This window comes from Micavibrio aeruginosavorus EPB (assembly GCF_000348745.1).
GTDB lineage: Bacteria > Pseudomonadota > Alphaproteobacteria > Micavibrionales > Micavibrionaceae > Micavibrio > Micavibrio aeruginosavorus_A.
The window spans coordinates 1,366,274-1,380,336 of the sequence record NC_020812.1 but is presented as its reverse complement, the minus strand read 5'-3'; the positions used below and the strand labels follow the sequence as shown (position 1 = coordinate 1,380,336).

Below are 14,063 nucleotides of genomic sequence, written 5' to 3'. Positions count from 1 at the left end.
GATGCATTTAGAATTTTAATGTCGCGATATAATCGTTCAACGCTTTGCGTGCATCGTTCAGCTTGATTTCGATCGCGGCCTCGCTGCTGGCCAGTTTATCCAGCGCGTTTTCCTGTTCTTCCAGTTGTTTCAGGTACCGTTTGCCCAATTTGTTGTTCGGGGCCACGGTTTCCAGGTTCTGGCGGAGGCGTTCCTGGTCCGTGTAAATCTGGTTCCGCGTGTTTTCGATTTGGCGCAGGGCGGTTTCCTGTTCCGCCACGGCGGCGCGCAGGGTTTTCACCTGATCCATGGCCTTGCGCAGATCGTCGGGCAGATCCTTGCCCATGGCGGCCATGCGGGCATCCAGATCCGCTTCGTTCACATAGGTCAGAGCCATGGTTTCCGCGTCATCGCGGCGTAACGTAACCTCCAATGACTCGCTTTCGCCCTTTTTCACGTTCAGGACCAGACGGTAATGGGTGGATGTCACATCCGGCTTGCCGTCATACCCGTCCGGCATGATCAAGTCCCAACCATCGCGGCGCGGGTGTTCAATCACGATTTCGCGGTCTTCGTTCGCTGGGGCCTTCGCCGTGTAGGTCGTGGTGTTGCGCCATGATACTTTTTGCGTGAACGTGCCATTGGAAATGGTAATCAGGCCTAGTTGGCGGTCATCTTCGGTCTTCTGCTCAATATTGGTTTTGGTATCCAGCGCGAAGGAGATGAAACGATCTTCACCCGCCGGGATCAACGGCATTTCCGCATCGCCAACATGCACCAGATTGGGCGCGCCACCATCGAACAAGGTCAGGATGCCGGGGGGAAGGCCCGTATCGCCGTCATTCTTCACCTTCACCGCGGCCAGCGGGTGGGCGGCATTGGTTTCGGGTTGATAGACGTAGAGGCGTTGGGCATCCATTTTTTCGCTGATAAACGGCACCATCAAACTGTCCCCGGCGGGCAAGGTGACCGGCGTGGGAAAGGTAAACAGCATTTGCGTCGCCGTTTCCGCCGCCAACGCGGTTTGCGTGGCGGCCATGTCTGGGGTCGAGATGGCAGGAACATAGGATTCACCGGCACCGCCATATCCCGCGGCACTGTCCATCGCCATTTCCGCCATGGCGGGGGCCGGTGCGGCAGCGGTGGCCAGCATGTGGCTTTCCATCATAGTGTCAGACCCTGCGCGCATGGCTTTCTTTTGCCATTGTTCGCTTTTGCCTTCGGCAATGTTCGCGGTGCCGACCGTTCCGTCATCCACACGCGGCATAACGCGGTCAATGACCTTGACGGGCAGGGCCGTGCGCGGAATGTAATAGCTTTCGTACAAGGCCTGCGTATAGGTGACGGGGGACCCGGATGTGATGGTGACGGCCACGTCATTCCAATCCTGTCCGGTGGTGTTTTCCAACACGGCCCATCCCTGGATCAGGGCCGTTTGATCTTCGCCCCCTTCGTTCGGCAGGACCAGGCGATAGGTGCTTTTCCACAAGGGGGCAGCTTGCAGATAGGCCAACGCCACATCACGTTTGCCTTCGCCGTTCAATGTCACGTTCAGTGTGCGTTGGTCCTTCACACGGTTGGTGTAGACAGCTTCCAGGGCGCGATTGATTTGATCCTGTACGGCTTTTTCCGTGAATTGCACGGCGTTCAAATTTTCCATGATGGCGGATTTCATACCCGTGTCACCCATCACCGTGACGCGGTGGCGCGTGATGGTTCCGGCATCCGTCTTTTCGGCTTCTGTGGTGACGCCAATCAAACGGCCCGTAATGCCGCCGTCGATGCTGACCTGTGCGCCCTTCAGCGCGTTCAGCAATGTAACGGGGGATTGCAAATCAGCCTGTGTAAACGGCAAATCGCGGAAGGCTTCGGCCAAAGGCTGTCGACCCGGCAAATTCACGCCGCCAATGGTGCCCAGCGTGTCAAAGACAACCAGGCTTTTCAGCGCATCATCCACCTGATCCAACCGCACGGGCAGGGCGATATCGGCATTGCCCTCAATCGTGCCCGCATGTTCGTACAGGGCCACGCCGCTGGTCGAAATCACAGCGCGTTTCAGCGGCAATTCATCCGCAAACGCAGGCGTGGCCATAAACAGGGCCGAAGCGAGCAGGGCGAAGCGCAATTTGGTCATGACAATTATCCTTATTTCGAACCGGTGAAGAGTTTCGGAATGGTGGCCCAGGCTTTGTAATATTCTTTTTGCAGGGTTTTGGATTTCAGGGCCTGTTCGGTTGGGCGCATGGTGTATTTGCTTTCGAACATAAAGGCCAATGTGCCATCCAGCTTGACGGGGTTCAGGGTGGCGTTGCTGGCCTTTTCCACCACATCGGCATCCGGCCCATGGCCGCACATGCAATTGTGCAGGGAGCAACCGCCGGGGGCGAATTCGCCGCCTTCTTCGGATTCTTTGCCGTCATAAACGCCGAAGATCAGGCCCATAAATTCGCTCATCAAATTGCGATGGAAATACGGCGGGCGGAACGTGTTTTCGGCCACCATCCAGCGCGGTGGGAAAATGACGAAATCAACATTTGCTGTCCCTGCCGGATGGGATGGGGACGTCAATACGGTGAAGATGGACGGGTCCGGATGGTCGAACGACACCGAATTGATGGTGTTGAAATTTTTCAAATCATATTTATACGGGGCGTAATTACCATGCCATGCCACGACGTTCAGGACCGAGTGAGTGTAATCGGCGCGCCATGTCTTGCCGCAGAATTTGGCGATGACTTCGTAGTCGCCTTCTTTATCCTCGTACCACGCGGTGGGTGTCAGGAAATCGCGCGGGTTGGCCAGGCCATTGGCGCCAATCGGGCCGAGGTCCGGCAATTGGAACGGTTGACCATAGTTTTCGCACACATAACCGCGCGCCGCGCCGGTGGGCAGGTCGACCGCGAATTTAATGCCGCGCGGGATCACAGCAATTTCACCGGGGGCGCAGTCGATAATGCCCATTTCGGTTTTCAGACGCAGCGTACCCTGTTGCGGCACGATCAACATTTCACCATCGGCGTTATAGAAGAAGCGATTGTGCATGGCCGCGTTGCACGCATACAAATGAACGGCCAAACCCGCCCACGCATCCGCATCACCATTGCCCGCAACGGTGAACAGGCTGTCGACCCAATCCACACCCTTGGCCGGGATCGGGTGCGGGTCCCATCGCAGCTGGCTGGACGGTGTGTCGGTGCCGTTGAACGGGGTGCTGAACAAAGTCGGGTGTTTATATGCCTCATACGGTTTGTGACAGACAGAGGGCAGGATGCGGTACAGCCAGCTGCGCTTGTTCGTCGCGCGCGGCGCGGTAAAGGGCGCGCCCGTCAATTGTTCGGCATACAGGCCATAGGGTGGCTTCTGCGGCGAATTTTGGCCCACGGGCAACGCGCCGGGCAGGGATTCCGTTGCGAATTCATTGCCAAAACCGGACATGTATTGCGGGTCGTGTGCGGTCATTTGCGGGCCTTCCTGTTGGTCGTTTTTGTTCGGGGAACAGGATACAGCAAAAACGGATATGGCTCTAATCCGTTGATATGTTTAACATATTCATCTTGTTTGACGGGGGGTGTTATGTGCTTTATGGAATATTGAGCCATAAATTCAGGCCTTTGAAGGTCATAACAGGCAGAGGAGATGTTTCCATGAATATTCTTCGTGAGGTGTTTAACAGTCTGGTTCAGTCCTATAAGGACGCGAAAACCCATCGTGCCATGATGGGCGCGATGCGCACGACGATTGAAAACGCTGATGCTCAGGGATTGTCCAAAATTCTGGATACGATCGAGCTGGACGAATTTCAGAAAGATGATTTTGTGCGGGCCATTATTCGCCGAAACGATCTGGCCGTATTCAACGTGGCGATGGGCAGAATGCTGGGCTATAACGTGAATTATTCCCTGTCTGATGTTCAAATTCCGCATGCGCCCTATAGCGGCGGGACCAGCACCACGGCGCGAACGCCCATCGTGGCCTATGCCATTCAAAATGGTGCCGATCAAATTGCGTTGGCTTTGGTGAATAATACGCGGACCAATATTTCGGCGCGTATTGAATTTGATATCTGCACGGCGTTCAGTGTCATGAAAACCTATGGCCCGACATTGCATGAAATGGCGGCGCAGGCAGGGATGAAGGATGTTGTGAAGGCCTTGGCCGAACGGGGTGTATCACCGCGCCCGCCATCATCCGGCGATGGATGTTTTCATGCCTGATCAATAAAAACAAAACCCCCTGTTCTCGGGGGTTTTGTTTTATGCTCCAGTGTGAATGTCTGGCGGCGTTAGCGTTTTTGAAACATCCCACGGAATCCACCGGAAATAATTCGGGCCACGGTCAGTAAAACCATGGGAATACGCGGTGTTGGCGGCACGGCGATATAACGCGGACGCCAGACGGGATCAAATTTCGATTTATAAGCCCGCAATCCTTCGAAATTATAAAGGTCTTCACCGTGTTTATAGATGGTGCGGCCAATTTTATGCCACAGCGGGGCGAGGGCGTGTTCTTCCAACCCGGACAGGGGCGACATGCCCAACCCGAACCATTGGTACCCCTGATCCTTGGCCCAGAAGATGGTGTCGAGGAACAGATATTCCATCATGCCCGGTGGTGAATCTTCCGGGTCATAGCGCATCAAATCGAGCGAGATTTGTTCGCGGTTCTGCAGATCCCAGATATTGGCAAAGGCGTAAATACGCCCGTCTTTTTTCACCACGGCGACACGGGTGGAGCGGATATAAGATTCATCGAAGAAGCCAAGGGAAAAGCCTTTTTCCTTGACCTTCTTCGTGGCCAGCCATGAATCCGAAATGACGCGCAAGGCGGGCATGGCGGCGTCCAGCTCGGCCCCTTCAATGATATGCAGGCTGTACCCATCGCGGTGCATGCGGTTGCGTAATTTGCGCTGGTTTTCCCGCTTGCCGCCATCGGTGTGGAAGGTTGGCAGGAAAATACGGGCCTCTTCCCCGATTTTCAGCAGGATCAGGCCGCGATCGAGATAGAGCGGCAAATGCCGGTCGGAAACCTGATAATAAACGGCCAGCGCGTTGTGCAGATCGGCGTTTTCGCGGAACTTCCACAACAGGGCCGGGAATTCAGCGGCATCGCCAACAGGATCACCCATGGCAACCCAGTAACGCGGTGTCATGGCATACATGATAAAGGCCTTGCCGCTGTCGCTCCACAAAACGGCTTTATCGCCCATCAGCGACAGGAAACTGGTGCAATCGTTCGATGCGGTGGCAATGGCGTGGAGGCGGGCGCGGTCATCGGCGGATAAAACGGGCGATTGTTCGGGCCGGGCGACCTTGAAAATATTGTACAGGCCATAGGCAAAGATAAAGGCACCCGTGACCAGAACCATGCGCAGGAATCGCGGCGCGTCTTCGCGGTACGAAAACCGCCACCACAGATCATGGGCGTATTCGACGTGCTTATACGCCTCGAACCCCAGCCATGTGGCCAAGGCCAGAACCAGCGCAATCAACGCGATCCATTCCGGCGGGAATTGCATGGTGAACAGCGAGGCCTTGCGGTTGAAGTATTTCCGCGTGGGAATAAACAGCAACAACATCGCGCCCAGCATCATCGCCTGTTTCCATTCAAGCCCCTTAAAGGTCAAGGCCAGAATGGCGATCGCCAGAACAGCGATACAGGCGTAATAGGCCGCGTCCAACCGCAACCGCACCCCGCGTGCAAGGAACAGCAGGAACAGGCCCGACAACACGCTGACAATGTGGGAGAGTTCGATAAAGGTCAGCGGTTCAACCTGGCTGATCCATTTCAAATTTTCCGGCACGATGGGCAGGGCGGCGGATACAAGCAACATGGCTCCGCCGCAGAACAGCAAGATCGAAAAGATCAGCGGGACAACATGTTGTAACGTAGAGTACGCGAAGTTTTTCAGGATTAGTCCCAATTGAGAATAACCTTCCCACACTGGCCGGACTTCATCGCCTCGAACCCGTCGATATACTGGTCGATGGGCAGGCGGTGGGTAATCACATCGCGGATGTTCAGGCCGGATTGCAGCATGGAGACCATTTTGTACCATGTTTCATACATTTCACGGCCATAGATGCCCTTGATAATCAGCCCTTTGAAAATCACCTGGTTCCAGTCGATATCCATTTTTCCGCCGGGCGGAATACCCAGCAGGGCGATTTTACCACCATTCATCATGTTGCCGATCATCTGCTGGAACGCGCTTTCAACGCCGGACATTTCCAGGCCGACATCGAACCCTTCCTTCATGCCCAGATCGGCCATGACGTCGGATAATTTTTCCGTGGCGACATTCACCGCGCGGGTTGCCCCCATTTTTTCGGCCAGTTGCAGGCGGTACGGGTTCACATCGGTAATCACCACATGGCGCGCGCCCGCATGTTTGCAAATGGGCACGGCCATGCACCCAATCGGACCAGCGCCCGTAATCAACACATCTTCGCCCACAAGATCGAAGGACAAAGCGGTGTGAACCGCATTGCCGAACGGGTCGAAAATGGCGGCCAATTCGTCGTCAATGTCATCCGGAATGGGGAAGACGTTGTCGGCGGGAATGGATAAAAATTCGGCAAAGCTGCCCGGGCGGTTAACGCCGACACCCAACGTATTCGGGCACAAATGGCGTTTGCCCGCGCGGCAATTGCGGCAATGACCGCACACGATATGCCCTTCGCCGGACACGCGCTGGCCTTGCTTCAGGTGTTTGACTTCGGACCCGACTTTTTCAATCACGCCGACATATTCATGACCGACAACCATCGGCACGGGAATAGTTTTCTGTGCCCACTGGTCCCATTTGTAAATATGCAGATCCGTACCGCAGATGGCGGATTTTTTAATACGGATCAGAACATCATTCGGACCAATATCCGGCTTCAGGCTGTCCGCCATCCAAATGCCGGGTTCCGATTTGGATTTCATCAGGGATTTCATGGTTATGCTGCTTTCTTCAGGATGCCTAATTCTTTACCAACCTCCGCAAACGCCGCAATCGCCTTATCCAATTGCGCGCGGGTGTGGGCGGCGGACATTTGGGTGCGGATGCGGGCTTTGCCTTGGGGCACGACGGGGTAGGAGAAGCCGACGACGTAGACGCCGCGTTTTAGCATTTCATCGGCGAAACGGCTGGCCAGCGCGGCGTCGTAAATCATCACCGGGATGATCGGGTGGTCGCCGGGGGCGAGATCGAAGCCCAGTTTGGTCATTTCGGCGCGGAAATACTGGCTGTTGTCTTTCAGGCGTTGGCGCAGATCGGCACCGCCCTTGCCGGAGAGTTTATCCAGTGTGGCGATGGCCGTGGCGGTAATCACCGGGGCCAGCGTGTTGGAAAACAGATACGGGCGGGAGCGTTGGCGCAGCCATTCAATCACCTGTTTCGGGCCGGATGTGTACCCACCCGATGCGCCGCCCAGGGCCTTGCCCAGCGTGCCGGTGATAATATCGACCCGGTCCTGCACACCCCAATATTCCGGGGTGCCTTTGCCATTCGGGCCAGTGAAACCAACCGCGTGGCTGTCATCGACCATCACCATGGCGTCATATTTTTCGGCCAGATCGCAAATGGCGGGCAGGTTGGCGATGTAACCATCCATGGAAAACACGCCGTCGGTGGCGATCAGGCGGTGGCGGCAATCCTTGGCTTCGATCAAGGCTTTTTCCAGATCGGCCATGTCATTGTTTTTGTAACGCCAGCGTTTCGCCTTGCACAGGCGGATGCCGTCGATGATGCTGGCGTGGTTCAGTTCATCGCTGATAATCGCGTCGTCTTCGCCCAGCAGCGTTTCGAACAAACCGCCATTGGCGTCAAAGCAGGAGGAGTAGAGGATCGTGTCTTCGGTCCCCAAAAATTCGCTGATGGCGCGTTCCAGTGTTTTGTGAATGTCCTGCGTGCCGCAGATAAAGCGGACGGACGCCATGCCAAAGCCGTGGGAATCCAGCGTATCCTTGGCCGTGTCGATCAAATCCTGATCATTGGCAAGCCCCAGATAATTGTTGGCGCAGAAATTCAAAACATGATCACCGCCCGCCACCGTGATATCCGCGCTTTGTGGAGACGTGATAACACGTTCACCTTTGTACAATCCGGCGGCACGGACGGCGGCGATTTCTTTCTCCAGATGGGCGAGCAGGGCGGTTTTCATGGGCATAATCCTTTTCTTTTTACGTCACTCCGGCGAAAGCCGGAGTCTTCGTCCATTATGGCGGGAAGATCCCGGCTTTCGCCGGGATGACGGCTTGTCAATGCGGGGGTCACAATACCACCGCAAAGGCCGGAATTGAAGGACCGGGTGCGGGTCTGTATGATGCGGCTGCGAAAGGACCTGAACCCATGCCCATCCCCGTAGATTTGCGCGAAAAAATTGATAATTTAATGGCCGGAACGGGCCTCAATGCCGTTCGGGATGCCGCCGAGGCCGTTTCGACGCGCTATCGCCGTGAAGGCAGTTTCGCCAGGGAAGGCGCCAATCTGCAAATCCGCGACGGGGCCGAGGCCTTGGCCTATGTCTGCACGCGCCTGCCCGCCACATACGGCGCGGCGGAACACGTACTGGGCCGGTTACCGGATGATTTTGCGCCCCGCACGATGTTGGATGTTGGGGCCGGGCCGGGAACGGTGGCGCTGGCCGCGCTGGATCATTTTGACAGCTTGCGTCAGGTGACGTTGATCGAGCCCAACGCCCATTTGCGCGGTATTGGGGCCAGTTTGGTGCCCAACGGCACCTGGATCAACGGCGATCTGGCCACGGTTGATATGCCGGGGAAGGATTTTGACCTGATCACGGCGGGGTATGTCCTGAACGAATTGAACGCCCGGGCAAGGGCGGCGGTGGTTGATAAGCTCTGGGCCGCGTGTTCCGGCATGTTGGTGATTATCGAGCCAGGCACGCCAGAGGGCAGCGCCGTCGTGCAGGACGTGCGCGACCAATTGCTGGAAAAAGGCGGGTCCATTGCCGCGCCTTGCCCGCAAATGGGGGCGTGCCCGTTGCATGATGCGGTCAAGCGCTGGTGCCATTTTTCCCAACGGGTGGAGCGCAGCAAGCTGCACCGGTCATTAAAGGGCGGGGCGCTTGGGTATGAGGATGAAAAATTCTCCTACATCGCGTTTTCCCGCACGCCCGTGGCGTTGCCACAGGGACGCGTTCTGGGCCATGTCGCCGGAGCCAAGGTGATGCAGGTGGAAATGTGCGACGATAATGGTGATTTTGGCACGGCGCAGATCGCCAAAAGCGATCCGCGGTACAAGGATATCAAGCATCTTGATTGGGGCGATGCGGTCGATTTTTCACTGTAACAGCGAAAAATTCTACATCTGGTACGATGGCCCGGTTTTGACGATGGATTTAATCCCGTCCGTACTTTCGATCTTCTCCGCGAAGTTTTCTTTGCAGATCAGGGTCAGTTGCTGGCCTTCGTGCGAGGGGCCGCGTTTGAGAACCAACACGGCCTGATTGAATTCACAGCCGAGATCCAGCAGTTTATCGCGCATCGTGTCCTGTTGCTGAACATCGTGGCTGTGCAGTGTGACAATGTATTTGTCAGACATCGTTTCTATTCCTCTATACCGCAGTTTTTATTTTTTTATCGTTGGTTAAAAAAGCCGGGCGCGTGTTGATGGCCCGGCTTTTTCTAAATTGTATCTATCAAAAACCGCTTACGGTTTGCAACCGCCACAGCACGGCGTGTGCGGGTGTTTTTTGATGGATTCTACACCAGCGGTGTTTTCAACCAAGGCGGCAAATTCTTCGTTCGCAACCAGTTTCAGGCTCAGCTTGCCTTCGGCATTGACCGGGTTTTTGGTGACGTCAGCTTGAAAGTTGAATACGAAAGCCATATCGCTGATGGCGTTTTCCATTCCTTCCAGATGGCTGTGCGGGGATACCTGGTTTTGATCGGCCAGGGTCACGGTGTAAGTGTGTTGTGCGCTCATTGTACTATTCCTCTATTATTCTATTCCGTGGGGGTGTGCCCATTCGGGCTGATTTCGAGGGGGAATTTGCGCCGTTTTTAAGCGGACGTCAATATATTTTTCATATTATTAAGATTGGGGGCGAAAAACCTGCCGGATCACGGCGTTGTGCCTGTAAAGCTTGCTTTAAGGCGGCCCATACGCTATGAAAAGCCCACAAATTCAAGGATCTTTACACGTATTGGCCGGCCATCCGGGTCCGCCAGATGAACCATCAGATTGAAACGATTGCATGACCACCTTTGAAGATTTGGGCCTGAGCCCTGAAGTTCTGAAAGCCGTTGAAGAATGCGGCTACACCACACCGACCCCCATTCAAGAACAAGCCATTCCCGTGGTTTTGATGATGCGCGACATTGTTGGTCTGGCGCAGACAGGCACGGGCAAGACGGCCAGTTTTACATTACCGATGATTGAAATCCTGTCCGGTGGCCGGGCCAAGGCGCGCATGCCGCGTTCACTGGTGCTGGTTCCGACACGCGAACTGGCGGCACAGGTTGCCGAAAATTTTGACACCTATGGCAAGTATAACGCGCTGACGAAAGCTTTGCTGGTCGGTGGTGAATCCATGGGCGACCAGATTAAATTGCTGGATCGCGGTGTGGATGTTCTGATCGCAACGCCGGGGCGTTTGCTGGACCTGTTCGAACGCGGGAATATCCTGCTGAACGATATCAAGGTTCTGGTGATCGACGAGGCCGACCGCATGCTCGATATGGGGTTCATTCCCGATATTGAGAAGATCGTGTCCAAGATTCCGCCGATGCGCCAAACATTGCTGTTTTCGGCGACAATGCCGCCGGAAATTAAGCGTCTAGCCGACAAATTCCTCAGCAACCCGAAAACCATTGCGGTTGCGGCTCCGGCATCAACCAACGCCAATGTGCGTCAAGCCTTGGTGTGGGTGAAGGAACGTCAGAAAATGGAATTGCTGGACGCGCTGATCCAGCAGGAAGACGTGAAAAACGCGTTCATTTTCTGCAACCGGAAAAAGGATATCGCGGGTCTGGCGAAATTCCTGCAAAACCACAATTATGCCGCCGCGCCGTTGCATGGCGACATGGTGCAATCCGCACGTACAAAAACGTTGCTGGATTTCAAAGAAGGCTTGGTCAGTTTGCTGGTGTGCAGTGATGTGGCCGCGCGTGGTCTGGATGTGGATGCGGTATCGCACGTGTTCAACTTTGATGTGCCGATGCATGCCGATGATTACGTTCACCGTATTGGCCGCACGGGCCGCGCCGGCATGACCGGGCGGGCCTGGACCATGGCCACGCCGGATGACACGAAATATGTCGCCGCCATTGAACAGCGCATTCAAAAACCGATCCCGGTTGAAACGGTCGAAGGATTTGATGCGCCCCAGCCGGGTGAGGCCAGCGAAGGTCGCAGAGACGGCGGCCGCGAAGGTGGTCGTGATCGGGGCGGTCGTGGCCGCGGCGGCCGTGACAATAAAGCTGGCGGGCGCAATGATCGCGGCCCGCAACAGGCCCGTGGACCCCGTCGTGAGGATGGGCGCCGTGAAGAGGGTCAGGCCCCGCGCCGGGATGATCAGCCGCGCCAGCCGCGTGAACAACGCCCGCCGCAGGCCCGTGAGCAACGTAGCGAACAGCCGCGTCCGCAGCAGCAAAACCCGCAACACAATAAACGCCCGCGCCGCGACCATGATGATGACGGTCCGGCCAGCTTTGGTGATGATCTGCCGGCGTTCCTGCGGAAATAATCGGGCCAAAATCCTACAAAATCTGCTGTTTTTTCAGTCCTTTGACTTGACTTGTCCCGGGGCATCCATGATCATGGGTGCGGGGTTTGGTCTGGCGTTCGCGCAGGCCTTTTTCGTTTTCTAAATTCTCTTTGGGGATGGCATGTCCAGCCTTTTCCGTTTGCGTAAAGCCGCTTTGTTGTGTTCCTGCCTGATCTGTCTGGCGGGAACTCCTGTCTTGGCGCAAACGCTGGAACCGGAAAAGGGCCCGGTGGATTTTGTCGCGGACAATCTGGTCCATGACGATCAAACCCAAACCGTCACCGCCACGGGCAATGTGGAGATGGTGCAGGGCGGCCGCACGTTGAAGGCGGACAAGGTTATTTATAACCTGACAACAGACAAGGCCAAGGCCGTCGGCAATGTTGTTTTGACCGAAGCCAATGGTGACGTACACCGTGCGGATGAATTGGAATTGTCCAAGCAAATGACGGAAGGGTATGTCGATCACGTTTATTCCACGCTGGAAGATGGATCGCGCTTGTGGGCCGACCGTGGTGTGCGTGAAGGTGGGAATGTTACGACGTTGACCGAAGCGGCGTATACGCCGTGCGAAGCGTGCGAAACAAATCCGGATGCTGAACCGGTTTGGCAAATTCGGGCCAGCGAAGTTGTTCACAACAAGGAAGAACAGCGTATCGTTTACCGCAATGCGACGTTTGATGTTTTTGGCGTGCCGGTGTTTTGGACTCCGTATGTGTCCCACGCCGATGGAACGGTGAATCAGAAAAGCGGTCTGTTGACGCCCAGTTTTGGGTATAGCAGTGATTTGGGTCTGCAAATCAGCAACAGTTATTACTACGCCATTGACCCGCACCGTGATGCCACGATTGGCGTGACGGCCATGACCGATCAATTGCCGTTGGTATTCGGTGAATACCGTCACCGTTTCAACAACGCGTATCTGGAGATGAGTGGCGGCGCGACCTATTCCAGCCGGACCGAAGATGTTGGTGGCGAAGATGTGGAACAGGATGACGAAGCGCGCGGGCATTTGATTGTTGATGGGTTGTGGAATATCAACGAAAAATGGCGCGCGGGCATTGGGTTGGAATTGGCATCCGATGACCAGTATATGCGCCAGTATGATTTCAGCGACGATGACGTGCTGGAAAACCAGATTTATGTTGAGCGCTTCTCGGGCCGTAACTATGCCGTGGGCCGATTACTGTCGTTCCAGGATATTCGTATCCGCGAAGAACAACGCGACCAGCCGAATATTTTGCCGGAAATGCAGGTGTCGATGCTGGGCGAGCCGGGCCAGATGCTGGGCGGGCGGTGGAGTGCGGATCTGTCCGTTCTGAACCTGCACCGCGAAGGCAGTGGACAGGATATGGATCGTGTCGTCGCGGAACTGGGGTGGCAGCGTCGCCTGACCAGTGATACCGGGTTGTTGACCACGGTTGATCTGAAGTTGCGTGGTGATGGGTATTACACATCGGATCGCGATATTGCGGATAGTGAACCGGGACGCAGTAATGAGGGCAAGGAAACACGTGGCTTCGCCAGCGCCCATATTGTGACGACGTACCCCGTGGTCAAGGATTTCGAACGTTCCCAACTGGTAATCGCGCCCGAGGCGGCACTGACCGTTTCCCCGAACATCAGTTCGGAAAGCAGTAACATTCCGAACGAAGACAGCCAGGACGTGCAACTGGATGCCAGCAATCTGTTTTCCAGCGACCGTTTCCCCGGTTATGACCGGATTGAAGACGGATCGCATGCGACATATGGCGTGCGCACGGGTGTCTATGGCTATGATGGCAGCAAGGGTGAAATCTTCCTCGGCCAGAGCTATCGTCTGGACGATAACACCACGCCGTTCCCGGAGGGATCGGGGTTGTCCGAAGATACCTCTGATCTGGTGGGGCAGGTTATTGCTAGCTACAAAGATATGATGGATGTCAATTATCGCTTCCAGTTGGATCAGGATGACATGTCATCACGCCGTCACGAGGTGGATGCCATCGCCTATCTGGGGCCAGTTACGCTGGGGAGCCAGTATTTATACACCAAAGAGATTGAGGGCGCGGAGCTGAGCGAGGATCGTGAGCAGATCCGTGGCGCACTGGCTTACCGCTTCAGTGAAGAATGGCAGGCCCGTACCGGTATCCTGTACGACATGAGCAATGACGAAGAAAAAGGTATGCGCGAAGCAACCTTTGGTCTGGATTATCTCGGTCAGTGTTTCACCCTGTCCAGTACGCTGGAGCGTAATCTGACCCGTGATTCATCGGGTGAAAGCGGGACGGAAATTATGTTCCGGATCGGCTTGAAACAGATTGGTGAGTTTTCGACGTCGGGCGTGAATCTGTCCAGTTCCAGCGATGACGATGATGACTAACCAGC

Annotated in this window: 11 protein-coding genes; 4 read left to right on the top strand and 7 right to left on the bottom strand. The window is 55.6% G+C overall.

Annotated elements, in window-relative coordinates; all coding sequences use genetic code 11:
• Nucleotides 1–7 precede the first annotated feature (7 nt).
• Nucleotides 8–2,113, bottom strand: a complete 2,106-nt coding sequence (locus A11S_RS06400; RefSeq protein WP_015467682.1) for a hypothetical protein — start codon at nt 2,111–2,113, stop codon at nt 8–10.
• Nucleotides 2,114–2,124: 11 nt separating this feature from the next.
• Nucleotides 2,125–3,438, bottom strand: a complete 1,314-nt coding sequence (gene hmgA, locus A11S_RS06395) for a homogentisate 1,2-dioxygenase (RefSeq protein ID WP_015467681.1) — start codon at nt 3,436–3,438, stop codon at nt 2,125–2,127.
• A 185-nt stretch (nt 3,439–3,623) separates the two neighbouring features.
• Between hmgA and A11S_RS06390 the strand changes: the two genes are divergently transcribed.
• Nucleotides 3,624–4,193 (top strand): hypothetical protein, encoded by a 570-nt coding sequence (locus A11S_RS06390; RefSeq protein WP_015467679.1) that lies wholly within the window; start codon nt 3,624–3,626, stop codon nt 4,191–4,193.
• Between the two features lie 68 nt (nt 4,194–4,261).
• On the opposite strand, the gene mprF is transcribed toward A11S_RS06390, so the two are convergent.
• Genes mprF through A11S_RS06375 form a run of 3 tightly spaced genes read right to left on the bottom strand, consistent with a single transcriptional unit; the run spans nt 4,262 to nt 8,126 of the window.
• Complete coding sequence (mprF, locus tag A11S_RS06385) at nt 4,262–5,899, bottom strand: bifunctional lysylphosphatidylglycerol flippase/synthetase MprF (RefSeq protein WP_158497193.1); 1,638 nt, start codon at nt 5,897–5,899, stop codon at nt 4,262–4,264.
• Nucleotides 5,890–6,918 (bottom strand): L-threonine 3-dehydrogenase, encoded by a 1,029-nt coding sequence (gene tdh, locus A11S_RS06380; RefSeq protein WP_015467677.1) that lies wholly within the window; start codon nt 6,916–6,918, stop codon nt 5,890–5,892. Before tdh ends, mprF begins: the two co-directional genes overlap by 10 nt.
• Before the next feature lie 2 nt (nt 6,919–6,920).
• Nucleotides 6,921–8,126 carry a glycine C-acetyltransferase gene (locus A11S_RS06375; RefSeq protein WP_015467676.1) on the bottom strand — a complete coding sequence of 402 codons (1,206 nt, stop codon included), beginning with the start codon at nt 8,124–8,126 and terminating at the stop codon, nt 6,921–6,923.
• A gap of 188 nt (nt 8,127–8,314) precedes the next feature.
• Here A11S_RS06375 and A11S_RS06370 point away from each other — a divergent pair, with 188 nt between their 5' ends.
• On the top strand, nt 8,315–9,277 hold the full coding sequence (locus A11S_RS06370; protein ID WP_015467675.1) for a small ribosomal subunit Rsm22 family protein: 963 nt from the start codon (nt 8,315–8,317) through the stop codon (nt 9,275–9,277).
• A 12-nt stretch (nt 9,278–9,289) separates the two neighbouring features.
• Here A11S_RS06370 and A11S_RS06365 read toward each other — a convergent pair whose 3' ends face one another.
• Nucleotides 9,290–9,529, bottom strand: a complete 240-nt coding sequence (locus A11S_RS06365) for a hypothetical protein (RefSeq protein ID WP_015467674.1) — start codon at nt 9,527–9,529, stop codon at nt 9,290–9,292.
• Between the two features lie 108 nt (nt 9,530–9,637).
• Entirely contained in the window at nt 9,638–9,913 is a 276-nt protein-coding gene (locus tag A11S_RS06360; protein WP_015467673.1) for a hypothetical protein, read from the bottom strand.
• Nucleotides 9,914–10,184: 271 nt separating this feature from the next.
• On the opposite strand from A11S_RS06360, the gene A11S_RS06355 reads away from it, so the two are divergent.
• Both A11S_RS06355 and A11S_RS06350 read left to right on the top strand, forming a co-directional pair.
• On the top strand, nt 10,185–11,675 hold the full coding sequence (locus tag A11S_RS06355; RefSeq protein ID WP_015467672.1) for a DEAD/DEAH box helicase: 1,491 nt from the start codon (nt 10,185–10,187) through the stop codon (nt 11,673–11,675).
• 142 nt (nt 11,676–11,817) lie between these two features.
• On the top strand, nt 11,818–14,058 hold the full coding sequence (locus A11S_RS06350) for an LPS-assembly protein LptD (RefSeq protein WP_081604765.1): 2,241 nt from the start codon (nt 11,818–11,820) through the stop codon (nt 14,056–14,058).
• Nucleotides 14,059–14,063: the final 5 nt, after the last annotated feature.

Excerpts from the sequence above, each read along its gene's own strand:
- A11S_RS06400 (WP_015467682.1), bottom strand. The coding sequence starts at position 2,113 with ATGACCAAATTGCGCTTCGCCCTGCTCGCTTCGGCCCTGTTTATGGCC.
- hmgA (WP_015467681.1), bottom strand. The coding sequence starts at position 3,438 with ATGACCGCACACGACCCGCAATACATGTCCGGTTTTGGCAATGAATTC.
- A11S_RS06390 (WP_015467679.1), top strand. The coding sequence starts at position 3,624 with ATGAATATTCTTCGTGAGGTGTTTAACAGTCTGGTTCAGTCCTATAAG.
- tdh (WP_015467677.1), bottom strand. The coding sequence starts at position 6,918 with ATGAAATCCCTGATGAAATCCAAATCGGAACCCGGCATTTGGATGGCG.
- A11S_RS06375 (WP_015467676.1), bottom strand. The coding sequence starts at position 8,126 with ATGAAAACCGCCCTGCTCGCCCATCTGGAGAAAGAAATCGCCGCCGTC.
- A11S_RS06370 (WP_015467675.1), top strand. The coding sequence starts at position 8,315 with ATGCCCATCCCCGTAGATTTGCGCGAAAAAATTGATAATTTAATGGCC.
- A11S_RS06365 (WP_015467674.1), bottom strand. The coding sequence starts at position 9,529 with ATGTCTGACAAATACATTGTCACACTGCACAGCCACGATGTTCAGCAA.
- A11S_RS06360 (WP_015467673.1), bottom strand. The coding sequence starts at position 9,913 with ATGAGCGCACAACACACTTACACCGTGACCCTGGCCGATCAAAACCAG.
- A11S_RS06355 (WP_015467672.1), top strand. The coding sequence starts at position 10,185 with ATGACCACCTTTGAAGATTTGGGCCTGAGCCCTGAAGTTCTGAAAGCC.
- A11S_RS06350 (WP_081604765.1), top strand. The coding sequence starts at position 11,818 with ATGTCCAGCCTTTTCCGTTTGCGTAAAGCCGCTTTGTTGTGTTCCTGC.